The 22452-nt window shown below is 48.3% G+C and carries 26 protein-coding genes; 17 read left to right on the top strand and 9 right to left on the bottom strand.

What is annotated here, in order from left to right; translation table 11 throughout:
• Window positions 1-17 precede the first annotated feature (17 nt).
• The 5 genes from ASG16_RS02730 to ASG16_RS02710 all read left to right on the top strand — a co-directional run bounded on the left by ASG16_RS02730 (window position 18) and on the right by ASG16_RS02710 (window position 4308).
• Window positions 18-1088 carry a PAS domain-containing sensor histidine kinase gene (locus ASG16_RS02730; protein WP_048036136.1) on the top strand — a complete coding sequence of 357 codons (1071 nt, stop codon included), beginning with the start codon at window positions 18-20 and terminating at the stop codon, window positions 1086-1088.
• Complete coding sequence (locus ASG16_RS02725) at window positions 1063-1719, top strand: response regulator transcription factor (RefSeq protein WP_007726116.1); 657 nt, start codon at window positions 1063-1065, stop codon at window positions 1717-1719. Before ASG16_RS02730 ends, ASG16_RS02725 begins: the two co-directional genes overlap by 26 nt.
• Window positions 1720-1960: 241 nt before the next feature.
• Window positions 1961-2128 carry a hypothetical protein gene (locus ASG16_RS02720; protein ID WP_017247199.1) on the top strand — a complete coding sequence of 56 codons (168 nt, stop codon included), beginning with the start codon at window positions 1961-1963 and terminating at the stop codon, window positions 2126-2128.
• A gap of 23 nt (window positions 2129-2151) precedes the next feature.
• Complete coding sequence (locus ASG16_RS02715; protein WP_007726119.1) at window positions 2152-2619, top strand: cytochrome c oxidase subunit II; 468 nt, start codon at window positions 2152-2154, stop codon at window positions 2617-2619.
• 15 nt (window positions 2620-2634) lie between these two features.
• The gene (locus ASG16_RS02710; RefSeq protein ID WP_056488637.1) at window positions 2635-4308 is read left to right on the top strand and encodes a b(o/a)3-type cytochrome-c oxidase subunit 1; all 1674 of its coding nucleotides are present in this window, start codon (window positions 2635-2637) and stop codon (window positions 4306-4308) included.
• Between the two features lie 223 nt (window positions 4309-4531).
• On the opposite strand, the gene ASG16_RS02705 is transcribed toward ASG16_RS02710, so the two are convergent.
• Window positions 4532-5287, bottom strand: a complete 756-nt coding sequence (locus ASG16_RS02705; RefSeq protein WP_056488641.1) for an SDR family NAD(P)-dependent oxidoreductase — start codon at window positions 5285-5287, stop codon at window positions 4532-4534.
• A gap of 127 nt (window positions 5288-5414) precedes the next feature.
• Here ASG16_RS02705 and ASG16_RS02700 point away from each other — a divergent pair, with 127 nt between their 5' ends.
• Window positions 5415-6047, top strand: a complete 633-nt coding sequence (locus ASG16_RS02700; RefSeq protein WP_048036139.1) for a nitroreductase family protein — start codon at window positions 5415-5417, stop codon at window positions 6045-6047.
• A 105-nt stretch (window positions 6048-6152) separates the two neighbouring features.
• On the opposite strand, the gene ASG16_RS02695 is transcribed toward ASG16_RS02700, so the two are convergent.
• From ASG16_RS02695 to ASG16_RS02685, 3 genes are read right to left on the bottom strand one after another with little or no spacing between them, the layout of a single operon-like run.
• Window positions 6153-7547, bottom strand: a complete 1395-nt coding sequence (locus ASG16_RS02695; protein WP_056488644.1) for a sensor histidine kinase — start codon at window positions 7545-7547, stop codon at window positions 6153-6155.
• The gene (locus ASG16_RS02690; RefSeq protein ID WP_056488647.1) at window positions 7534-8241 is read right to left on the bottom strand and encodes a response regulator transcription factor; all 708 of its coding nucleotides are present in this window, start codon (window positions 8239-8241) and stop codon (window positions 7534-7536) included. The genes ASG16_RS02695 and ASG16_RS02690 overlap by 14 nt, the downstream gene beginning before the upstream one ends.
• Window positions 8242-8278: 37 nt before the next feature.
• The gene (locus ASG16_RS02685) at window positions 8279-9643 is read right to left on the bottom strand and encodes a hypothetical protein (RefSeq protein WP_048036250.1); all 1365 of its coding nucleotides are present in this window, start codon (window positions 9641-9643) and stop codon (window positions 8279-8281) included.
• A gap of 254 nt (window positions 9644-9897) precedes the next feature.
• Here ASG16_RS02685 and ASG16_RS02680 point away from each other — a divergent pair, with 254 nt between their 5' ends.
• The 7 genes from ASG16_RS02680 (at window position 9898) to ASG16_RS02650 (ending at window position 16474) form a co-directional block, all read left to right on the top strand.
• Window positions 9898-10854, top strand: a complete 957-nt coding sequence (locus ASG16_RS02680; RefSeq protein ID WP_056488649.1) for a YybI family spore inner coat protein — start codon at window positions 9898-9900, stop codon at window positions 10852-10854.
• A 97-nt stretch (window positions 10855-10951) separates the two neighbouring features.
• Complete coding sequence (locus ASG16_RS02675; RefSeq protein WP_056488651.1) at window positions 10952-11266, top strand: hypothetical protein; 315 nt, start codon at window positions 10952-10954, stop codon at window positions 11264-11266.
• 218 nt (window positions 11267-11484) lie between these two features.
• Window positions 11485-12699, top strand: a complete 1215-nt coding sequence (locus tag ASG16_RS02670; RefSeq protein WP_056488654.1) for a GTP-binding protein — start codon at window positions 11485-11487, stop codon at window positions 12697-12699.
• A gap of 24 nt (window positions 12700-12723) precedes the next feature.
• Window positions 12724-12873: a 50S ribosomal protein L33 gene (gene rpmG / locus ASG16_RS02665; RefSeq protein WP_056488656.1), complete on the top strand. Its 150-nt coding sequence runs from the start codon at window positions 12724-12726 to the stop codon at window positions 12871-12873.
• Window positions 12874-12998: 125 nt separating this feature from the next.
• Window positions 12999-14129 carry a glycosyltransferase family 4 protein gene (locus tag ASG16_RS02660; protein ID WP_056488659.1) on the top strand — a complete coding sequence of 377 codons (1131 nt, stop codon included), beginning with the start codon at window positions 12999-13001 and terminating at the stop codon, window positions 14127-14129.
• The gene (locus ASG16_RS02655; protein ID WP_056488662.1) at window positions 14126-15118 is read left to right on the top strand and encodes a phosphotransferase; all 993 of its coding nucleotides are present in this window, start codon (window positions 14126-14128) and stop codon (window positions 15116-15118) included. Before ASG16_RS02660 ends, ASG16_RS02655 begins: the two co-directional genes overlap by 4 nt.
• A 24-nt stretch (window positions 15119-15142) precedes the next feature.
• Complete coding sequence (locus ASG16_RS02650; RefSeq protein WP_241970679.1) at window positions 15143-16474, top strand: glycosyltransferase; 1332 nt, start codon at window positions 15143-15145, stop codon at window positions 16472-16474.
• Window positions 16475-16565: 91 nt separating this feature from the next.
• Here ASG16_RS02650 and ASG16_RS02645 read toward each other — a convergent pair whose 3' ends face one another.
• Both ASG16_RS02645 and ASG16_RS02640 read right to left on the bottom strand, forming a co-directional pair.
• Window positions 16566-17699, bottom strand: a complete 1134-nt coding sequence (locus ASG16_RS02645) for a glycerate kinase (RefSeq protein ID WP_056488665.1) — start codon at window positions 17697-17699, stop codon at window positions 16566-16568.
• A gap of 90 nt (window positions 17700-17789) precedes the next feature.
• The gene (locus ASG16_RS02640) at window positions 17790-18953 is read right to left on the bottom strand and encodes a cation:proton antiporter (RefSeq protein WP_056488668.1); all 1164 of its coding nucleotides are present in this window, start codon (window positions 18951-18953) and stop codon (window positions 17790-17792) included.
• A gap of 232 nt (window positions 18954-19185) precedes the next feature.
• Here ASG16_RS02640 and ASG16_RS02635 point away from each other — a divergent pair, with 232 nt between their 5' ends.
• A complete protein-coding gene (locus tag ASG16_RS02635; RefSeq protein WP_056488671.1) occupies window positions 19186-19530 on the top strand; it encodes a cupin domain-containing protein in 345 nt (114 codons plus the stop codon).
• A 49-nt stretch (window positions 19531-19579) separates the two neighbouring features.
• Here the strand turns inward: ASG16_RS02635 and ASG16_RS31480 are convergent, their stop codons facing one another.
• The 3 genes from ASG16_RS31480 to ASG16_RS02625 all read right to left on the bottom strand — a co-directional run bounded on the left by ASG16_RS31480 (window position 19580) and on the right by ASG16_RS02625 (window position 20543).
• On the bottom strand, window positions 19580-19714 hold the full coding sequence (locus tag ASG16_RS31480; RefSeq protein ID WP_007726154.1) for a hypothetical protein: 135 nt from the start codon (window positions 19712-19714) through the stop codon (window positions 19580-19582).
• A 26-nt stretch (window positions 19715-19740) separates the two neighbouring features.
• Window positions 19741-20031: a hypothetical protein gene (locus ASG16_RS02630; RefSeq protein ID WP_056488674.1), complete on the bottom strand. Its 291-nt coding sequence runs from the start codon at window positions 20029-20031 to the stop codon at window positions 19741-19743.
• Between the two features lie 98 nt (window positions 20032-20129).
• Complete coding sequence (locus tag ASG16_RS02625; RefSeq protein ID WP_048036154.1) at window positions 20130-20543, bottom strand: Lrp/AsnC family transcriptional regulator; 414 nt, start codon at window positions 20541-20543, stop codon at window positions 20130-20132.
• Window positions 20544-20661: 118 nt separating this feature from the next.
• Here ASG16_RS02625 and ASG16_RS02620 point away from each other — a divergent pair, with 118 nt between their 5' ends.
• The 3 genes from ASG16_RS02620 to ASG16_RS02610 all read left to right on the top strand — a co-directional run bounded on the left by ASG16_RS02620 (window position 20662) and on the right by ASG16_RS02610 (window position 22419).
• Complete coding sequence (locus tag ASG16_RS02620) at window positions 20662-21420, top strand: MBL fold metallo-hydrolase (RefSeq protein ID WP_056488677.1); 759 nt, start codon at window positions 20662-20664, stop codon at window positions 21418-21420.
• A gap of 151 nt (window positions 21421-21571) precedes the next feature.
• Window positions 21572-22165 carry a winged helix-turn-helix domain-containing protein gene (locus ASG16_RS02615; protein ID WP_007726169.1) on the top strand — a complete coding sequence of 198 codons (594 nt, stop codon included), beginning with the start codon at window positions 21572-21574 and terminating at the stop codon, window positions 22163-22165.
• Window positions 22162-22419 carry a hypothetical protein gene (locus tag ASG16_RS02610; RefSeq protein ID WP_056488680.1) on the top strand — a complete coding sequence of 86 codons (258 nt, stop codon included), beginning with the start codon at window positions 22162-22164 and terminating at the stop codon, window positions 22417-22419. The genes ASG16_RS02615 and ASG16_RS02610 overlap by 4 nt, the downstream gene beginning before the upstream one ends.
• Window positions 22420-22452 lie beyond the last annotated feature (33 nt).

Genomic DNA, 22452 nt, shown 5'->3' with positions numbered 1-22452 from the left:
CTCAAAAGGAGGAACGCATGGGTACGTCGAGTGAAGTGCTTTCCCTGATGCAGTCCATCTTTGCCAACGCTAGCGATGCGATCCTGGTAATTGATAATGAGGGACGAATCGTAAAGGCCAATGCTGCGTTGGAGCAGATGACGGGCTGGACAGAAGAAGAGCTGATTCGGGATAAACATATTTGCGAGCTGTGTCTCGGTATGGCAACGTGTATGGAAGAAACGAGCTGCACGGATTGCTTTTTTAAGCGCGTGCAAATGCCTTCATTCGAGATGAGGCTCCGAACGAAATCAGGTGTGGATTACCCTGTCGCTGCCAGCTCTGCGAGACTAGAGGATGAATCGCAGGGGAAGCTGGTCATGATTTTGCGTGATATGTCTGCGCAACAGCGAGTGGAAAAAGAGCGCTACCAGTACAAGCTGACGAATTTTGCGATCCAAGCACAAGAAGAAGAACGAAAGCGCATCGCCCGGGAGCTGCACGATGGCGTAGGGCAGGCGCTTTATAGTATTTTAGTGGGACTAAACGTAGTCAGACAACGAGAATTGAGCGAGCCAGTTATGCAGCATGTCACGGAATTGGTGAATATGACTTCCAAGGCGATGGAGGAAGTGAAGCGCATGGCGCTGGAGCTGCGCCCATCTGCACTGGATGATCTCGGTTTACTGCCTGCATTACGTTCGTTGATGAAACGGGTGGAAAAGACGTTTCATATCCAGGTGGAGCTGCATGTTCAGGGGGAGAAACGCAGATACTCTGCTGCGATGGAAACAGCACTGTACCGGATTGTACAGGAAGCCATGACCAATACGGCAAAATACGCAAAGGCGAGCCATCTGGGAATCATGTTCGAGAATAGGGAGAAGGAAATTGTCGTCACGATTGTAGATGACGGCGTAGGGTTTGAAGTAGAGAAAACATTGAACATCGGCAAAGGTCTCGGTGTGTTTGGCATGAAGGAGCGTGCCCAGCTGCTTGGTGGTACCGTTGATATTCGCTCCGCACCCGAGGAAGGAACGACCGTGATCGTCCGAATTCCGGTGCCGAAGGAGGGGGTAGAGGATGACCATTCGCGTCTTGATCGCTGATGATCATGCGATTGTACGCTCTGGGCTGGGGATGCTGATCAACGCCCAGGAGGACATGGAAGTCGTCGGCTATGCAGCTGACGGAAAAGAGGCATGTGAAAAAGCATGGGAAGTCCGGCCCAACGTTGTCTTGATGGATTTGAGCATGCCGCCTGGAGAAAACGGCTTGACAGCAACTGCCAGACTGAAGGAAACGGCACCAGACATTCAGGTGCTCGTGCTTACGATGCATGATGACGAGGAATACTTGTTTCGGGTACTGCAAGCCGGTGCTGCCGGCTATATTTTAAAAAGCGCCCCTGACCTCGATTTGATCACGGCGATCCGCTCGGTCAATCAGGGCATGGCGTATTTGTATCCATCTGCGACGAAATCTCTGATCGAGGAATTTCTGCAAATGGTCAAGAACGGGGAGGAGCAGGCCAAGTACGACATCCTGACTGATCGGGAAAAAGAAGTGCTGGTCTTGATTGCAAAGGGCTTCAGCAATAAGGAAATTGCCGAGCAGCTCACTGTTTCCGTCAAGACGGTAGAATCGCATAAAGCGCATATTATGGAAAAGCTCCACCTGCGTACGCGGCCTGATTTGGTGCGGTATGCGATTAAGAAGGGCTGGCTGGATTTTGAGTAGCTTTTTTTGGTCAGGGCAACAACGATTGCTACAATAAGTCCAAGGACGATCCCAATACGGGGTCGTCTTTTTTTGTGTCGAACCTGTGTCCGAAAAAGGTCATAAAGCAGTCGAAATCAGGGGTTTCCCGGAACATTTTAGGGGATTTCCCCGAATTACTTCCAAGGGGTTCCAGCGGTAGAATGAAGGCGTGAAAACTACACCGCGCCCACGAGGCACGTTAGGAAAGGAGAAGAGCGCGATGGAGACGCAAGTGGATAAGGCGGAGAAAGGCAAGAAATCAAAATCCAGCAAGCTGCAAACGAACCAGGAAGACTTGAAGGGAACGTTTGTCGCGGTTCTGATCGTCGGAGGTATCATTCTAGTCGGTTGGTTGGGTGTATTCGGGCTTTTCCTGGATAGGGCGTAATAAGGAAGTAAAGGAGGGTACTTATGCATTTGCATCGATATGAAAAAATCTGGTTGATGCTTGGCGCAGGCGGTTTGGCCTTATTTATTGTTTTGTTGTGCGTCAATGCGTTTGCCATGGGGATGGCTCCGCCAAGTAATATGGAAATGATTGATCCAGAGAAGGTTACGGAGACGCCTCCTTTTGATAAACCAGGCTTGAAACAGGTAGGAGACAACGAATACGATGCTTACATGACAGCATTTGCGTTCGGCTTCGCTCCGACCAAGATGGAAATACCAGTTGGCGCAACGGTGAATTTCCACGTCACGAGTCCAGACGTTATTCACGGATTCCAGATTCCAGAGACCAACATTAACTTCATGGTTCTGCCTGGACACATCAGCTCGGCGACACACACGTTTGACGAGCCAGGCGAGTATTTGATCCTTTGTAACGAATACTGTGGCGCAGGTCATCAGGTAATGGCGACCACGATTATTGTGAAATAAAGGTAGGTGAATCCTATGGTAATCGCACGGAAGATCGACGATACACTCCCCCATGTTCCGGTTCAGCGTTCTGCGGCAAGACTTAGTTTGGCTTATGTGTGGGTGGCTTATATTGCATTCGGATTGGCAGCCGTGGCAGGGATGGTACAGGGCATGGTTCGCGGGGGAATCATGGAACTGCCGAGCTGGACAAATTACTATCAAATTTTGACCGCCCATGGCGTGTTGATGGCACTTATTTTTACCACGTACTTCATCGTCGGATTTATTTTCTCAGGAGTTGCCCGTACGACAGGTGGTTCCTTGCATGGAGCCGCTCTGAAATTTGGCTGGGCCGGTTGGATTCTTATGACGCTAGGGACGTTGATGGCTGTTGTCACCATTCTAATGAATGAAGCCTCTGTTCTTTATACGTTCTATGCACCACTGAAAGCATCTCCGTACTTTTACATTGGTTCTGCCTTGCTCGTAGTAGGCAGTTGGCTGGCGGGATTCGGAGTTTTTGCCAGCTATCGCAAATGGAAACGCGAAAATAAAGGGAAAACGTCTCCGCTTTTCCTCTACATGGGGGTCACTACTTACATCCTGTGGATTACTGCGACAATTCCTGTAGCGGTGGAGGTTTTGTTCCAACTCATCCCGTGGTCACTCGGGCTGGTTCCAACGATTAATGTCATGCTCAGCCGTACGCTGTTCTGGTTTTTCGGTCACCCGCTCGTTTATTTCTGGCTATTGCCTGCTTATATGGCGTGGTATGTATGTTTACCAAGAATCATCGGCGGTCACGTTTTCAGTGATTCGCTCAGTCGACTCGCTTTTATCTGCCTGCTGTTGTTCTCGATTCCTGTCGGGTTCCACCACCAATTGATGGAGCCGGGAATCTCACCGGCATGGAAAATGATCCACGTTACACTGACGCTGATTGTTGTAATCCCATCTTTGATGACAGCATTTTCGATGTTTGCCATCTTTGAAACGACTGGACGTAAAAAAGGCGGAGTTGGACTTTTCGGTTGGTTCAAAAAACTGCCTTGGACAGATGTACGTTTCTTTGCTCCATTTGTAGGGATGCTGTTCTTCATTCCTGGCGGAGCTGGGGGTATTATTAACGCAAGTAACCAGATTAATGCGGTCGTGCACAATACGATTTGGGTTACCGGTCACTTCCACATCACGGTAGGGGCAGCTGTTGCGCTCACCTTCTTCGGTGTCACCTTTTGGCTGATTCCAGCATTGACTGGACGGCAGTTGACCAAGACTGCGAATCGGATGGGAATGGTGCAAACGGTATTCTGGGCAGTAGGGATGTTCTTGATGTCGCTCGCCATGCACACGATGGGCTTGCAAGGGGCGCCACGCCGTACAGACTACACAACGTATATGGATCACCCGTTGGCTCTGGGCTGGATGGATTACCAGCGAGTGATGGCTTTCGGTGGAGGATTGTTGTTCGTATCTGCGATTCTCTTGATCCTGATCTTGCTGTACCTGACGTTCTACGCACCAAAAGGGAATACAGAATATCCGATTGCCGAGACAGAGACAACGCAAGAGGTTCCAAAAATTTTGGAGCGTTGGCCTGTATGGATCGGACTCGTTGCCTTCCTGGTGATTCTCGCCTACGGTTATCCGATTTTGCAACAAATTCAGCACCAGGCACCAGGCTCGCCGCCTTTTGTGACTTGGTAAGACGATACTCAAGAAAAAAGCCGCTCATTCCGTTTGGAAGCGAGCGGCTCTCCTTTTTTAAAAAAACTCTAGCGCTGCCAATTCGGTAAAGGCAAGAATCAGATACCCGATTGCCAAAAGCCATAGGGCGAGAATTCTGAGGTCTTCCTCTTCAAATGGCATACAACTCCTCCTTTTTCTCTTGTTAGCACAACATATTCAAGAGGGAGGACATTGGTTTAGCTTATGGCTCGTATATCATCTTGCGGGTCATTCCGCCATCTACAATTAGCTCAGTACCCGTAATAAAATCGTTGTCCTTTTGTGTCAAAAATAGGCACGCACGGGCAATATCTTCGGGTGTCCCTACACGACCTGCCGGATGCTGGGAATGATCACCGGGACGAAGAGCGGCATAATCGCGGTGTTCAATCCAGCCGGGAGAGATCGTGTTGACACGAATCCCATCGGGGCCGAGTGAGACACCAAGCGCATGTGTTAATGATAAAATGCCTCCTTTGGAAGCCGCGTATGCCTCCGAGTGTGGCTCGGACATGTGCGCCCGCGTCGAACAAAGATTAACGATGGCGCCACTACCATGGCGACGCATGATTTTGGCTGCTTCTCTCGATGCGAGAAAAACACTGCGCAAATTGGTGTTCAAGATATGGTCCCATGCTTCGACGGTCAGTTCATAGGGAGATTCCCATACGGACAAGCCCGCGTTGTTGATCAAAACATCGAGCCGTCCCCAGCGCTCATCGACGGTTCTCATCAAATGTTCGATCTGCGCTGGAACGCTGACGTCAATGTGCTCGAAGTGTGCCGTGCCTTTCACAGCTTCTGTCGCGTTGATTAGCGAGGCCGTTTCTTCCCCCGCTGCACGATTGTATTCGGCGATAACGACATGTGCTCCTTCGGCAGCATACATGGTGGCGACTGCCCGTCCGATGCCTTGGCCACCGCCAGTGACGATGACAATGTTATCCGTGTATTTCATCGAGAGTGCCTCCAAACAATAGGGTATGAAGCGAATTGTAAAAAGTAATTGCAAAATGTTTGTAACGATAATAAAGTAAGTAGTATATTTTTAACAGCGTACTATACAGTATGGAGGAGATTCAACTATGAATACAGAACTGAAAATTACCGCTGAACAGGTAATGGAAGCCCGTCACAGCGTGCGTAAATATGATCCAAATGAAAAAATTCCACAAGGCGAGCTGAACGAAATCCTGCGTCTCGCAGCAAGTGCGCCATCTTCCTGGAACTTGCAGCATTGGCGTTTCCTCGTCGTGACCGATCCTGCGATCAAAGAAAAATTGCTCCCAATCGCATACAATCAGCAGCAAGTAGTGGATGCTTACGCTACCATCATCATTCTCGGCGATCTGGAGGCTTACAAGTCTGCTCGTCCTGTTTATGATGAAGCATTGGCAAAAGGATATGTTACAGAGCAAGTACGTGAGACCATGATCGCGCAAATCGAAGGGGCTTACAATAACAACCCGGAAATCGCGCGTGATGAAGCAATCCGTAATTCGTCCTATGCAGCGATGCAACTCATGCTGGCGGCAAAAGCAAAAGGCTACGATACGTGCCCGATGGGTGGCTACAACCGTGATGCGCTCATTAAAGAGCTGAACATCCCATCCCGCTATTTGCCAACACTCATGCTGACTTTGGGGAAAGCAAGCGTGCAAGCTTATTCCACTTCCCGTTTTGGTTTGGAAGAATTGGTCATTCAAAACAGCTTCTAATATCGTGTTCCAACAGAAAAAAACTCATCCACGCCTCATAAGAATGCGGCAAGGGTGAGTTTTTTTGTCATATTTTCTTCAGGAGAACCATCCGCTCTTCCTGCCTTATTGATTCGGCAACAAAGGTAAATCCACCATAATTGATGTTCCTTGACCAAGAGCGCTGCTAACCGAAAACCGCCCGGCATGGAGTTGAATGATCTCTTTGCAGATCGCCAATCCCAGACCACTGCCGGAGAGCTTGGAGCGCCCCTTGAAAAACTTTTCTGTGACATGCGGCAAGTCTTCCGGGTTAATGCCTTCACCAGAATCCGTGACGGTGACAAGGAGCCTATCGCCTGACAAGGAAGCTGCGATAACGATAGAGCCGTTTTGTGGCGTGAATTTCAATGCGTTGTCCAACAGATTCACAAATACTTGCTTGAGTCGATTCGCGTCTCCCATAACTATGAGTGGGGTAGGGGGAGTCTCCAGCTTCAACTCGATTTGTTTCGCATTGGCACGTACTGAAAATTGAAGATGCAAATCATGGAGAAGATCCCGGACATCCATGCGTTCGCGAGACAATTTCATCTCACCGGATTGAAACTTCGAGAAATCGAGCAATTCCTCGACGAGCCCGATTAACCGAGCTGTCTCCTTGGAGATGACTTCGAGACCGAGCATCGTCTCTTCAGGCTCTTCTAAACCACCCGAAATGAGCGTTTCGCCCCATCCTTTAATCGACGTAAGTGGGGTACGCAACTCATGGGAGACAGAGGAGATGAAGTCATTTTTCAGCTTTTCGTTCTTCCCAATCTCCGCTGCCATGTAATTGAAAGTGTCCGCGAGGGTTCCTACCTCATCCTCGTATCGTTTTGGCGCGCGGACAGCGAAATTTCCTTCCGCCATTTGTTTCGCCGCATTCGTTAAATCTTCGATAGGGTCAACGATTCGCTTTGCCATGAGCAGGCTGAGCGCAAAAGCGAGGACGACTACGCCTGTCCCGACGCCAGCCCCGTACAAGGCAATGCGATTTACTGCTTGATAAAGCGGTTCAGCGGAGATCGTGTACCGCAGAACGCCTACAAATTCTCCGCTGTACGTAAGCGGATTGGACACCGCGATGACACGCTCCCGCGACTGCGGGCTTTTCCCGATGTACAAACCACTTTGCCCCTTGAGGGCATCCATGACGTCAGGGGTATTGATGATCTCGCTGGTCTGAAAGCCGTAGGAGTTGAGAATGACTTTTCCTCCTGGGTCCAAGACCTCAATTTTGGCGTATTCCTGATTCGAAACATTCTCCAAAATGTAGCGTGCTTTGTCTTTTAACCGATAGCCAGTGGCGTACTTGTTAATAAAATTGGTGAAGGTCGTGCTGCGGGTCACTAATGCTTCGGTCGCAGTCCCGATGTAATACGTATGAACGGCCCAGTAAAACAGTCCTTCCAAGAGCAGTACGATCAGAAGGAGAATCAGGCCGAAATGAAGAACCAGCCTACTCTTAATGCCTTTCATCTGGGACGTCCTTTCGCCACAGGTAGCCATACCCCCAGACTGTCTCCAGGAAAGCTGGATGAGCGGGATCATCCTCGATTTTTTGCCTTATTCGGCGGATATTCACATCAACGATTTTTAAGTCCCCGACGAAAAATTGACCCCAAACTGCTGTTAAAATTTCGTCCCGACTGATGGCTTTGTTTGCATTCTCAGCCAGTAATTTGATGATGGCGAATTCTTTCGGTGTGAGGTCAATTTCTTGTTCGGCCCGAATTAGCTTGCGCTCATCGAGCAACAGCGTGAAGGGGGCAATGTTAATTTCATTTTTGTCCTCGGCCTCAGGAATGGGTGTCAATCTGCGATGCAACGCTTTGACACGGGCCAATAATTCCGCTGGGCTAAACGGCTTGGAGACGTAATCGTCTGCTCCGAATTCGAGACCCATGACTTTGTCCAGCTCCTGGCTTTTGGCCGTCAGCATAATAATTCCGAGACGCGGATATTTTTTTCGCAGTTGCCCGCATACTTCGAAGCCATCAATACCTGGGAGCATGACGTCGAGAATCGCAATGACGATGTCTGATTGTTGATCTGCGAGATCAAGTGCCTCTTCTCCGGTCTCAGCCTCAATTACCTCATAGCCCTCGCGCTTGAGATTGATGCGCACAAAATCCCGGATGGATTTCTCGTCTTCCAGTAATAAAACCTTCATAGGGCAAATCTCCTCGATAAGGGTATACTATTTTACTTTATTCCCGGTTTGTCATCGGTTTGAAGAGCTGACGAACTTCTTCAGCGGTAAGCTGCATCGATCGATATTCCGCGAGAGCAGCCTTTCCAAGGGTAGGTGTCGTTTGCGGTAAAATAGCGATCAAGACTTGTTTGCCCTCTTCCTTCAGCAAAATGTAGGGAACTTGCTTTTGCTTCAATCCGCTTTCAAATTTGATCCATTCGTTTTGTGGAATGCTTTGCAGCGTTAGTAATTCTGCCTTATTTTTGCCATTCGCACCGTAATAAAGGAATCGGACGAGAAACGGATTCGTATCATGGTTGATGGAGATGGTGTATTTTTCGCCCCATTTTGCCGGAATCTTGAGGTCAAAGCTTTGCGTGTAATTTTGATAATGATCTTCGATGTGCTTCAAGCCCGTTTTCCCGTCCCATTGGAAATAGGAGGAGACCCAGGGGATTTCTGCCATGGCCAAATCCTCTGTCCCAGCGGGTTGTATCTTCGTGCCGATCTCGATAATGCCATCACCGTTGATATCTTCACTTTCCAAAGAATAAGGCTTGAAGGTCAGATCCATCTCTCCTTCTATTTTTGCCAAAGGGTTGGACAGTTGTCCATTGTCCCAGAGGAGTAGTTCAGTGGAAGCAGAGTGAGCACCTAATCCAGCATCAATAAATAGTCCGTTTCGGGTTGGCGATGCTTTTCCGATGATAGCCTGATAGTAACCATTCACATATCCGTCAAGGGCTATCTCTGTCTTTTTGGCGATTGTGCCATTCGCCGCCCCATACAGCTCCGCTTTGGATGTGAAGTTATTTTTATCGAGAACAACGAGAGCGAGATCCGCGTGGTCATCTCCTGTCAAATCGCCAACTGCCATAATGGAATAGGGCTGCTTCATCAATTCCTGGGTCATATTATTCGCTAGCGAATAAACGGAGAGCTCCTTGTTCAAATCTTCGCCGCCTCCCATTCCAATCAGCATTTCCGGAATTTTGTCCTCAGTGAGATCTTGAAAGGAGACGTAGTCCAATTCGCTGCCGACACCAGTGAAGGAGGAGAGCTTTTCCCAGTTTCCTTGCTTTTGGGTAAGCACAAGCACACCGATTTCGTAATCGGTTTTTTCGGTTTTGTAAAAAGCGACGACCTCTGCAACCCCATCCCCGTTTAGATCCTGTAGGGAGACGGCACTGGCTTCTGCGGGATGAAGAGGAACAGATAATTGTGACCCAGCCGGCAAAAATTGCATGACGGCCTGATTGATCGATTTTTGATCGCCGTCTGCTGACGGGGCGCGCATCAATTCGTTGGGGGTATCTGTGAGTCCACAACCGCTAACAAGCGAGGCGCAGAGTGCTGTCGTTACGAGCCAAGCCTTTTTCATTTCAAATGTTCCTTTCTGTTGCTGCATCCATTTGACTATATTGTAGCTTGCCCATCCCGCAAAATTGTTGCAAAACGGTAAAAAAACCCGTTTTCGAGCTTTTCAAGAACAAGCGAACATGTTCTAAGCTCCCTTATACAGGAAAAAAGTGCGAGAGAACAGGGAACATTTTACTAGCAACAATTGACCTAGCAAATTCGTTTAAAAATGTAGGATAGGAGTTGGATGTTATCTATACGAAGGAGGAGAATAGGATGAAAGCATGGCACAAAACGATGGCGGCAGTTCTTTGCAGCAGTGCGGTTCTCATGGCTTCGGGCGTTGGGGCTGACTCGGTTCAAGCAAGCGGCACCCAATCGCAAGCGTACGCGCCGGTAGTCTTATTGCAACCCGAGCAAAATATCCCGTTCACCATACAATTTGCCGATGGATTTGTGGCAAAAGTAACGAATACAAAAACAAAAGCGACGAGTACAGTAGATATATCGGACAATAAGGCTACGTACGTGAAGCAAGGAATTTATCATGCCAATGGAAAGCTGCAAAAGGCAACCAATGGGTATACGCAAAAGCTGGTAGAGCTGGTACCATTCCGGGATGCCAAGGGCAACCTGCGTTACATGGGCAAGCAAACCTTGCATGGGCTGAATACGGAGGATCGTCTGGCAGTGGCGACCAGTGTGTGGAACATCGTCAATAAACAGCCGCAGCTCTTACAGGTAACAGTTCAAAAAGCAGACTGGGACAATATGCCGTCACCAGATGTGACGATCAATAGCGGGTTCAGTATGGGCAGCGACAGTACCTTTGTCCTTGATACGAAGTATGCAGACGTGACCGGAGACAACATCAAGGATCTTATTTTGCTCGTAGGTGATAAGATGGGCGTATCGATGAATCAGACGGCTCATAACTTGCGCATCGTGGTTCGCGAAGGGAAGGATAATCAGCAGACGTTTAGCTCTGTAGGGAAACGCGACAGCGGTATTCTTCCGAAGCTCGCCATCACGGATGGCAATGCTGATCAAGTGAAAGACATCCTCGTTACAATGCCGACTGCAACAGGTCATGTGTACAGTCAGCTTACGTGGAAAGAAAATCGCCCGCAGCCAGTCGTCGAGCAGGGGAAATTGAATGATCGTCAGGCGTACCAGCCAGTCATTGGGGCTTATGGTGAAGCGGTTGGGATGAATAAGGCGAAAAAACAATAGTGGAGCAGGCGTGGAGGAAATCAGTCAGAGTGAAATCTGGCTGATTTTTTTGTAGTATGGGTCATGAGATGCTAAAAAGCGCTGGGGGGCTCTTAACATGGAAGGGGAATTTGAAAAATATAAACAAGAATTTCTTCAATTAAGTGAATCACTCAACATTCAGATAAATGCCGTGAGAGGAATTGATTGTTTTCTTCCTTTCTTCACAAGAATCAAAGACGATTCTTCTATACTGATAATCAAATTAGATGGTGAACGAGAGGGGTATATTTACACACTAATGATTTCAGGAAAACTACTTGGGCAAGGTGAATATATCAGAACAGAGACCTCCGACCTCGAAGGTGGTCTAAGTTACATGTTTGTAGAGTATGCCAAAATAGTTTGGAAGTGGAAACCTACAGGCAGATAAAGAGAAATTCCAGTCCTATAACGCAGTACAAAGGAAAATAACCATTAATAACTTCATGTTTCCTGGGAAGGCCTTGGAAGGATTCCTTTCAAGGTCTTTTCATTTTAATTAAATCGTAATAATTACGTTTTATATTGACTTCAGGTGTTTGGGTGCGTTATGATAACCAACAAATCGTAATAATTACGTTTTGAGGAAGCTGAAAAGGAGAAACTAGCATGAACAAAAACGAAAATAAAATCCCCGTCACAGTTCTGAGCGGGTACCTGGGAGCAGGCAAAACCACACTGCTGAACCACGTCCTAAACAATCGGGATGGGCTACGAGTCGCCGTGATCGTCAACGACTTGAGCGAAGTAAACGTAGACGCCTCTCTTATTCTCTCAGGCAGTGGTCTTTCACGCGTGGACGAAAAGGTCGTAGAGCTGTCGAATGGCTGCATTTGCTGCACCTTGCGAGAAGATTTGCTGACGGAGGTAGAGCGTCTGGCCTTGGAAGGACGGTATGACTACATACTGATTGAATCGACGGGAGTAGGCGAGCCGGTTCCTGTCGCTCAGACTTTCACATACGTAGACGAAGAAAATGGCATTAATTTGTCGTCCTTATGCCGTCTGGACACGATGGTAACCGTAGTGGATGCGTACCGCTTCTGGCATGACTTTTCTTCCGGCGAAAACCTTTTGGACAGAGGGCAGGCAGTTGGCGAAGAGGATACCCGGGAGGTCGCCGATCTTTTGATCGACCAGATTGAATTCTGTGATGTGTTGATCCTGAACAAATGCGATCGTGTCGCTCCTGACGATTTGATACAACTGGAAGCCGTTCTACGCAAGCTACAGCCAAAGGCTCGCTTCATCCGCGCTGTTCGTGGGCAGGTGGACCCGCAAGAAATTTTGAATACCCATTTGTTCGACTTCGAGACTGCCAGTCAATCAGCGGGATGGATTGCTGAGCTGCAAAAGGAAGTGCATACACCTGAGACGGACGAGTACGGAATTTCTTCCTTCGTTTATCGCAGTCGCAGACCGTTTCATCCAGCCCGTTTTGAAAAGTGGTTAGAGGATTGGCCAGAAGAAATCGTGCGTGCCAAAGGCTTTTTCTGGTTGGCGACACGAAATGACGTGGCGATGTCACTCAGTCAGGCGGGGCCATCCATCGAAATCGGAACGGCAGGCTATTGGACGGCAGCGTTATCGGCAGAAGAGCAACAAGCCATTCTGTCAGAGGAGCCGGACTGGCAGCAAACATGGCATCCTGTACATGGGGATCGAACGACAGAGCTTGTCTTTATCGGGATTGATCTAAACCAGGAGCAAATCGTGAAGCGTCTCGATGCATGTCTCCTGAACGATGAGGAATACGAGGCGGACTGGAGTAAGCTGCCCGATCCACTCCCGACAGCAGATGCTGTTATCGAGACGACAGTATAACCAAAAAAGAGGAGGCTGACATCTATGCGCGTGAACGTTACCCTGCAATGCACGGAAACTGGAGATCGCAACTATATCACATCCAAAAACAAGCGGAATCATCCCGAGCGACTAGAACTGAGAAAATACTCGCCACGTCTAAAGCGCCATACCATTCACAGGGAAACAAAGTGATTACGAAAAAGTCACCGAGGACCTATAGGCATGGTACCCAACACCTTCTTATCAGCCAAACATAAACTAAACTTGTATCTATTTAATGCGATGCGATAACAACGAGTATATGAGGAGGGTACTGTTTGGAGAGCAACAAATTAAAAGTGTTGGTCATGACGAATGAGTATCTACCCAACATAATCGGAGGACTGGGGATTGTCGCCACTCATTTGTCTCGAGCATTGAGTAGGGAAGGTGTGGAGGTAACGGTTCTATGCGCCGGAAATTCCAAGCGATTGACGATATCAAAACCAAACGACAATTTGCGGATTCTTCGATTTCCAAAAAGTACTCGCTATTTTCATCGCACGAAACAATCCTTCAAAGCGAAAGCAATTTTGAACACGGTCTCTAGCAAAGGATTCACCAAACCCGATATCATTCATGTGCATAGTACAGAGTTCGCAGATACTGCGAACTGGGCGAAAGTCCGGTTTCAAGTGCCGATCGTCTATTCCTGTCACTCAATGACCTCCCATGGTGCCCTTTCCGCGCTTGGAAAAAACCAAACAAAATTGATTCGTAGCGCAAGTCGAATCATTGTGCCGAGTAAATGGCAAATAGGTGCAACAAGGAAACGTTACCCCAAAACAAATATCAATAAATTTTCTGTTATCCCGCACGGTGTTAAGCTTGGAACCAGCCAGTCAAAGTCTGCCCCGACTAATTTGCTGTACGTAGGTAGATTGATTCCTACCAAAGGGGTCGATGCTTTAATAAGAGCGATTGGTCTCCTGGCACGAACCCATAAAGATGTTCGCTTAACCATTGTAGGCAGCGGCCGTATGAGCTATCAAAGAAAAATCAGAGCCCTTACAAAACAAATGGGCCTCACGAAGCGAATTCACTGGGTCAAAAAGAGCAAATATGGAGCGGTGCAACGAATGTACACCTCGTACGGTGCCGTTATTGTTCCGAGCAAAAAAGAGTCGTTTTGCCTGGTCGCATTGGAAGCAATGGCAAATGGTGTACCACTTGTTTCTACTTTGTCAGGAGGCTTGAAGGAATTTGTAAACGCCAAAAATGCCCAAGTCATCTCTGATGTAAAAAGCTCAAGTATAGCTCGAGCCATTAAAGCGTTATGGGATAATCCTTCCCTAGCGAAAAGCAGAATACGCAATGCCCATTTGACTGCCGCACAATATAAATGGTCTTCGATTGCTCTTCAATATCAATCGTTGTTTACAGACCTGAACAAGGTGGAAGGACAATGAGCAAACACTTCATTACCGGCGTAGCCAAACAGTTTGGGGTCCGGGTACGCAAGCAAAAGAAAATTCGGGCAGGAATCCATCGGATTGTAACGTTAGACGGCCGTACGCTCAGTTTAAAGCGGATGCCAAAAGGAATTGGCCGAATACGGTGGATCGACCGAATGCTTTTACGGGTCCGGCGAGGCGGATCACTTTTAGCTTGGCGTAATCCAAACAGGCCGGAGGGTCGCAAAGCATATCATCTCTCAAAGAAAGGAGAGACTTTTGTGCTAACTCCCTGGATTTCAGGGAGGAAGCCCTCACCGAGATCTTTGGCTGATATGAGGGCATGTGGTGTCGCGCTGGCACGCTTTCACGAGGCTGGATTGACTGCCCTTAAAGGAAATTTTGGGTACAGTGAGATGGGGACATGGTTCGCCACTTTGTATAAACGGCACCGCTATATCCAAACGAAAATAGCAAAAGCGAGAAGAAATGGTTTTAGCCAACCAGTTAACCGTTTTATCAAGCAACATGGAGCGGAAATCATACGGTATGCCAGACAAGCGGAAGGATTATTGAAAGGCAGCGGATATCTCAGCTACCGTCGTCATCCACGCAAACATGGAATATTGTGTCATGGGGACGGGGGGCCGAGCAATTTTATTCTCAATGCTGAAGGGACCTATCTGATCGACTTTGAAACCTTGCGTGTCGATCTGCGCGCCTATGATTTATACCGGATCATTTATAATTCCTGCAAAGATTACCAATGGGATTTTTCCATAGCGAAAGCCATTCTGGATGGCTATCGTCAGGTTGCCAATCTCAACAAAAGCGAGTACAAACTAATGAGCGCCTGGTTGCGATCTCCGTTTTCGACGTATTTGGTAGTATCCCCTTTCAAAAGGATTCCGTTTACGATGAAGCGGTTACGATGGGCACTTGATTCAGAGAGGAGAATCGGTTCTTTTTTACAGGAACTTGATGAGTATGCTGATAGTCAATAGCTCTTAAACAGGAGAGTGTTCGGTATGAAAATCCTCATCATCGCCCCCGAGCAAATCCCCGTCCCTCCCATTCTTGGGGGGTCCGTCGAAATTACGATTCTGGCGATTGCCAAGGAATTGAGTAAGTGGCACTCGGTCTCGATCATCAGCAGAGCGCATCCTCGTCATCCAAAGTATTCTGTGATCGATGGGGTAAACATTTACCGAGTTCCTACCGGCAGTCCTGCGAAATATTTGACCCATGTGAAAAAAATCCTGAAAAAGCGCCGATTTGACATTATACAGATCGATAATCGCCCGGAGTTCGTTAGGTCGATCAAATCGATGTTTCCAAAATCCACCGTATCCTTGTATCTTCACTCACTGACCTTTGTCAACTCCCCCCACACCAGCCGGACAGAGACTTTGGCTGGATTACGAAAAGCTGACTTGATTATCACCAACAGTTCATCCCTTCAAAGACGGCTTTCTGCTCGTTTTCCCAGACTTTCGAGAAAAATCCGTGTTGCAAGGCTTGGCGTTGATACATCTCGTTTTTCCCCTCTTCAAAAAAAACCTCCTTCTCGTGCCTTCACCTTATTGTTCGCGGGCAGACTTATACCACGCAAAGGCGTTCCCGTATTGCTTCAAGCAGCAAAGATCGTGAAAAAACAGGTTGCCCAACCAGTCAAAGTAATGATTGCCGGAGGGTCACCAAAAAGCAAATATTATAGGCGATTACAGTTGCTTTCCCGTAAATTTGGCATACGTACCCAATTTCTTGGTACGGTACCCCATCGCCGTATTCACCGCGTTTTTAGAAAAGCGGACCTGTTCATATGTCCTTCGCAAAAACATGAATCATTTGGTCTAGTAAACGTCGAAGCGATGTCTTCCGGACTGCCAGTCGTTGCCTCGAAAAACGGTGGCATAAAAGAAGTCATTGAGCACGGCCGCTCTGGATTGCTGATCAAGCAATATACCAAACCGCAAGCCTTCGCAGATGCAATCCGTTCGTTAATCACGAATAAATCGGTGTATTTGAAAATGAAGAGGGAAGCTCGCCAGCTTGCTTTAGAAAAGTTTAGCTGGCATGCAACAGCTACCAGACTCAACGACATTTACCGATATGGAAAATCGTCACAAAATGATGAGCCCCAGAATTGCCACCACAATAATCCCCGTAATACCTTCCACGAGTGTAGCCAATGTCTGGGCCCGATACGCGATGGTGAGGCTCATTTTGGAGAATTGGGACACGACCTAGAAATAAGAGTCGTTAACATGACTGACGACCATTTCACCGCTGCCGATTGCCATGACTGTCTGGATTTATCTGATCAGAACGGTCTCCAGCATGGCATCCAGCCCGAGTGAAGGCAAGAACGGCACGACAAAGGTGGAGGTGATGACGAGTCCGATAACTGCAATCAGAGGCTGACATACCTCCTTTTAAAGTAGTGGGCGATCAGGTTTTCAGGCAATAAATCCGCATAACCTGCTCGGCTGTCTGCTCCAAGAGCGAGGCGGCTTCGCACATCGATTGATCCAGCGTCATCGGTTTGTTTGTGATGCTGACAACGGCAGAAACGCCTTTTTCATAAAGGGCGTTGATGCTATTTCCAATGGAACCAGCGAGGACGATGACGGGAATGCCGTATCGTTGTGCGACTTGGGCAACTCCACATGGCGTCTTTCCTTGGGCCGTCTGAGAGTCGACTTGTCCCTCGCCTGTGATTACAAGATTGGCTTTGTCCATGGCTTCCGCGAGTCCGGTCGTCTCGATCACAATCTCAATCCCGGAACGTAGCTGACCATTCAAAAAAGCGAGAAGGGCACCAGCGACACCACCCGCAGCACCTGTCCCAGGCAAATCGTGAATGGCGATGCCGAGGGTCTTTTCTATCAGGTCAGCGAAATGGCGCAAATGATCATCCAATTGCAGCACCATTTCCGGTGTGGCTCCTTTTTGCGGGCCGAAAACGTGAGAAGCCCCATTGGGTCCAACAAAAGGATTGGTGACATCACACGCGATGACGAAGGAACAGTCAGCCAGCCGCTTATCAACGTGACTGGTATCAATACGGCTCAAACGTGATAATTCACCACCTCCAAAAGAGAGTGGCTGATTGTCTTGATCGAGGAGCGCATATCCGAGAGCTTGGAGCATGCCAGCGCCTCCATCATTGGTAGCGCTACCACCCAATCCCAGAATGAACTTGCGGCACCCTTGATCCAGTCCTGCTGTAATCAACTGACCAAAGCCATAGGTCGTCGTGACAAGCGGGTTGCGATCTGCGGTAGAAATCAAGTAAAGACCAGATGCCGCAGCCATTTCGATCACACAGGTTACACCGTCACCCAAAATGCCGAATTCAGCAGAAATATCCTGTCCGAGCGGGTTTTTTACAGTAGTGGTTAGTATTCTGCCATCCGTGGCATCGACCAGGCATTGCATGGTACCTTCGCCGCCGTCAGCCATCGGTTTCACGATAAGTTCACTATGCGGGAGTGCGCGTTGAATTCCTGAGCGAATGGCTTCGCCCACTTGTTTGGCAGTCAGGCTACCTTTAAAGGAGTCCGGAGCGATTACAATTTTCATGACGGTGTGCCTCCTATCAGAAAAGAGGGTATTTTTCCCATAATAGAAAAGACTGTCACCCGCGTCTAGGCGAGAAACAGTCTTGGTGTGTTAGGCGTTCTTTTTCAATGCCATTTCTTCTGGCTGTGCCGTTTTCGAGAAGAACCATTTCATCATTGGTGGAGTGACAATGGTGGTTAAGAGTACGACTACAATCAGGACGGCAAACATGTCTTGTGTGAGCAAATTGCTCTCCAAACCAATCGCGGCGATAATGAGCGCCACTTCCCCACGGGATACCATCGCTGCACCAATGGCCATCGAGTTTTTCCATGGGAAGCCTGTGATTTTTGCACCAAAAGCACCACCGATGAGCTTGGAAACAATTGCGATGACGCTCAGAAGCACAATCAGTCCGAGATTTTCCAAGATGCCAGAGAACTGTGCCGTTACCCCAATCGAGGTGAAAAACACGGGTACGAAAACAGCATAGCTGATCGTTTCGACCTTGTGCGTCACTTCTTGCTTGTAATTGGTCAAGCTGATCGCAACCCCGGCGATGTAAGAACCGATGATAGCAGCAACCCCTGTATATTCAGCAAAATATGCGAACAGGAAACAGATGATAAGAGCTGCGGAAATGACCGATTCTGTAACCTGCAACGGAGCGAATTTTTTCAAAATCCAAGGGACAACCTTCCAGGAGAGAACGATGACGATGGCAAAAAACGCGACCTTTTTCAAAATCACCATGCCGAGATTAACGTCACCGCCAGCAAAGCTCATCAAGAAAGCGAGTGCCAAGATGACCAAAACGTCATCAATAACAGCGGCTCCCATGATCGTTGCGCCTTCTCTTGATTTTAGCTTGCCCAATTCCTTCAACGTTTGTACGGAAATACTCACACTGGTAGCAGAGAGCAACAGGCCCAGGAAGATCGATTCGATGTTGGAGAGACCAATCGCAATCCCGGCACCATAACCGAGTGCAAGTGGCATGACAATCCCTGCGACACCTACGCTGGTTGAAGACTTGGCGGTGCGTTTGAACTCATCAATATCGGTCTCCAAGCCCGCGATAAACATGAGCAGGATAACCCCGATTTGGCTAATTTCCTTGAGGATTTCTGTGTCTGTGACCAGCCCGAGAACGGTAGGACCTAAAACGATACCGATGAGCAGTTTCCCCAAAACGGATGGCTGTCCCAGCCGCACACTGATGTCACCAGCGATTTTGGAGGCGATCAAAATGACAGCCAGTTGAAAAATAAGCATGTGGTTTCCCCCTTTTTACGAAATAAAAAAAGAGCCCGCAATCACAGACTCCTTTTTGTCGGCTAAAAAAAGACAAAAAGAACCCTATGATGACAGGCTCCTCCAGTAACGAATCAAATATTCACTTAGAATACACAAATATTTTAACATACTGGGCAGAAAAAGTAAACACTTGGTGACAAATGCTCCTCAGCGTGTGAAGATAGAGCAAAAAACCGGAGGAGGAGCAGGTATGGCAAAAATCAGCAAAGAGAATGCAGAGCATTATCATTGGGGCGATCAATGCGATGGCTGGCATCTGGTCAAAAGCCAAGAGCTCAGCGTTATTCATGAGCGGATGCCGGGAAATACCGCCGAAGTGCGTCACTATCACGAGCGGTCGCGTCAGTTTTTCTTCGTGCTATCAGGACAGGCTATTTTGGAGATAGATGGCATTCATCATGAGTTGGGCAGGCAGGAAGGGGTAGAAGTGCCTCCGGGAGTCAAACACCAGATGAAAAACGAGGGAGCAGAGGATGTGGAGTTTCTGGTAATTTCGCAGCCGACAACAAGAGGAGACCGCATCCAAGCAGATTAAAGAAAGCCTGACCGTCAAAAGAAGCGGTCAGGCTTTTGTATCATCAAGCTTATTTGAAATTGGTAAAATCAGACATTTGTGCGAAGATATCTGCCAATGCGTGCATTCCTTCGAATGTTTGATAAGCGAAAATAGGCAGACCCACAACAAACAACAAAGCTTCTCCGATGTATTTGGCGATCATATGATCAACCTCCTTTTGGATTTTCGTTACGCTACGCGATCCAAAACAAAGGAACCATATGTATCCATTTCGCCATCTGTATGCTGTATGCGCCTGAGTAAGCGAAGGCGCTGCGGTTGCCTTGCCGCCAATGGATAAGTCTCAACCAACAACGTGTTAATGGAAGGTCGGTACGTATCCGTGACGTTCTGGTGTAGAGCCCGGTTTTGCAGGCAACACTGTCTGAGACAATAAGCAGAAGTGAAGCATCCTACAAAAAGCGCGACCAAGGCGAAGAAATCTTCCAGCGAAAACAGCAGCAATAGCATATCTTCCATGGCGATTCTCCTCCTTTCGTATTCATCATTCTACTCTTGTTCACAAAATCGTGCAATCCTGAAAAATCATGAGAGCGGATACATTTCCGAATTGCCAACTATTTCAATTTGTTAATCGATAGGTTGACACGGTAGTTCCCAAAAGGAAGCAGGGCATCTAAAAAATGATTGAGAGCATCTTGATCTGGAACATGTACCACCATGGTATAGCAGCCTTCTCCGCTGATGCGGTGCGCCTCGACGATCTCGCTGCGACTTTTGATAAAACGAGTGAAGAGAGAATGATCGGTAGTGGTCATGAACATGGTAACCAGTGCAGTGAGGACCGGGGAGATTTTGGCTTCATCAATGAGCGTTGTATAGCCTTGAATAATGCCTTGCTCCTCCATTCGTCTAATGCGGTTTCCGACGGCTTGACCGCTTAGATGGACCTGTTCGCCAATGTCCTTCCACTGCAATCGGCTGTTTTTGCGTAGCAAGGCAAGGATGGAGAGATCAATTTGGTCTAGCATGTATATCTCCTTTCACGGCGAAAGTCGGTAGCCAGCAATCGTTTCGCGGCAACCGTTCACGACCTTATACAATAAATGTACATCCATTATAACGATAACGAGGAAAGGAAGAAATGACATGCAGATTCAGCTTGTACGACATGCTACCTTGCGTGTGGAATATGCAGGGCTGACATTTTTGGTCGATCCGATGTTTAGCTCCAAGGGCGAAATGCCAGCAGTACCAAATACACCGAATCAGCGCCCGAATCCAGGAGTAGAATTGCCCATATCCGTGGAGGAGGCACTCGCTGACGTGGACGCTCTCTTGGTGACGCATACCCATTTTGATCATCTCGATGAAGCGGCCATACGCCTTCTCCCGAAGCATTTGCCTGTATTTTGCCAGCCACCGGATCTGGATAAGCTGGTGCAGCATGGCTTTGAACAAGTCATTGCCATCGAAGAGGAGTATACATGGCAAGGGGTTAACCTGAATCGGACAGGTGGTCAACACGGAACAGGGGAAATTGGACAGCAGATGGGGCCAGTATCTGGCTTCGTTCTGGAGCGAGCTGGTGAGCCGAAGCTGTATGTGGCGGGGGATACGATTTGGTGTGAGGAAGTGGAGCAGGCTGTTGCAGCGTATCGTCCTGATGTGATCGTCGTTTTCGCAGGTGCGGCCCAGTTCTTGACGGGAGACCCGATCACGATGACGAAGGAGGATATCATCCATGTCGCAGATGCCGCGCCAGACAGCCGTATCCTCGTTGCCCACATGGAGACGTGGAACCATTGCTTGCTCAGCCGCCAGGAATTGAATGAATGTTTGCAGGAAAAACAGTTGTCCAATCGCGTTCATGTTCCGCAGGATGGCGAAACCGTCTCATTTCAATAAGCGAACCGAATCGTAATGAAAAACAAAAGCTCCGCAGGTTATAGCGGGGCTTTTGTCGTTGTCGAAAAAAAGGCTTATCCATCATTTGACAAACAAAAATGAACGTAATAAACTATTTTTACGTAAATGATTAATGTCATGAGGTGTTGTTGTGGCGCACGAACAACTGGAAACATATGTAGTCGAGAAGCCGGAACAGGCGATGGCGCTATTGAACCCGCTCCGTGCCGAGATATTAAGCCGTTTGGCAGAGCCTGCTTCAGCAGCAGAAGTCGCACGTGGTATTAATGAAATCCCGCAGCGTGTCAATTATCACTTGAAGGCCTTGGAAAAGGTCGGATTGGTCAGACGGGTAGGGAGTCGACAGGTACGCAATCTCGTCGAGGTGCTTTATTTGGCGATTGCGCGGACGTATGTGCTCTCGGAAGGACTGAACTGGGGCAACGATACCGTTCAGCAAATGAAGGATCAAGGATCGTTGTCTCATCTGGTCCAGACAGCAGAACGAATCAAGCGGGATGCCATGCTCTTGCTGGAGCGCTCCGATCAAGAGGTGGAGGTTCCGAGTGCCTCACTGAATGCGAGTATTCAGCTTGCCAGTGCGGAACAGCGCAGTGCTTTTGTCGAGGAATACGTCCAACTGGTGAATCAGCTTGTGGCGAAGTATCAGCCAAAAGAAAAGGGACAAGAGACATATCAGGTGGTTCTCGCGGTTTATCCAAAACAAGGAGGAGACGAGGCATGAAGGCACAAGCTGTGGAGTCAAACAAGTCCAAACCCGTAATCGTTTGGGAAAATCGTATCCAGCCACAATCTGATCAGGTCATTGCCATGCCAGCTCGAAGCGGAAATGGGGTTGCGGTCGAAAGAGAAGCATCTGTTCAGACATGGTCAGTAGGTCCGGCGAGTAATCCCGCAGTGGTGACGCAGGTTTCATCTGGATTTAACAGAAAATCAGTGACGGTTCCACAAGCAACCAGCATGCGTATGGCCGCGTAAAAAGTCGAGTGTAAACAAGTGAAGGAGGGTTTT

It is taken from the genome of Brevibacillus sp. Leaf182, from assembly GCF_001423865.2.
In the GTDB taxonomy this organism is placed as follows: domain Bacteria; phylum Bacillota; class Bacilli; order Brevibacillales; family Brevibacillaceae; genus Brevibacillus; species Brevibacillus brevis_C.
The sequence above is the reverse complement of the archived record's forward strand: the minus strand, read 5'-3'. Positions and strand labels throughout refer to the sequence as shown.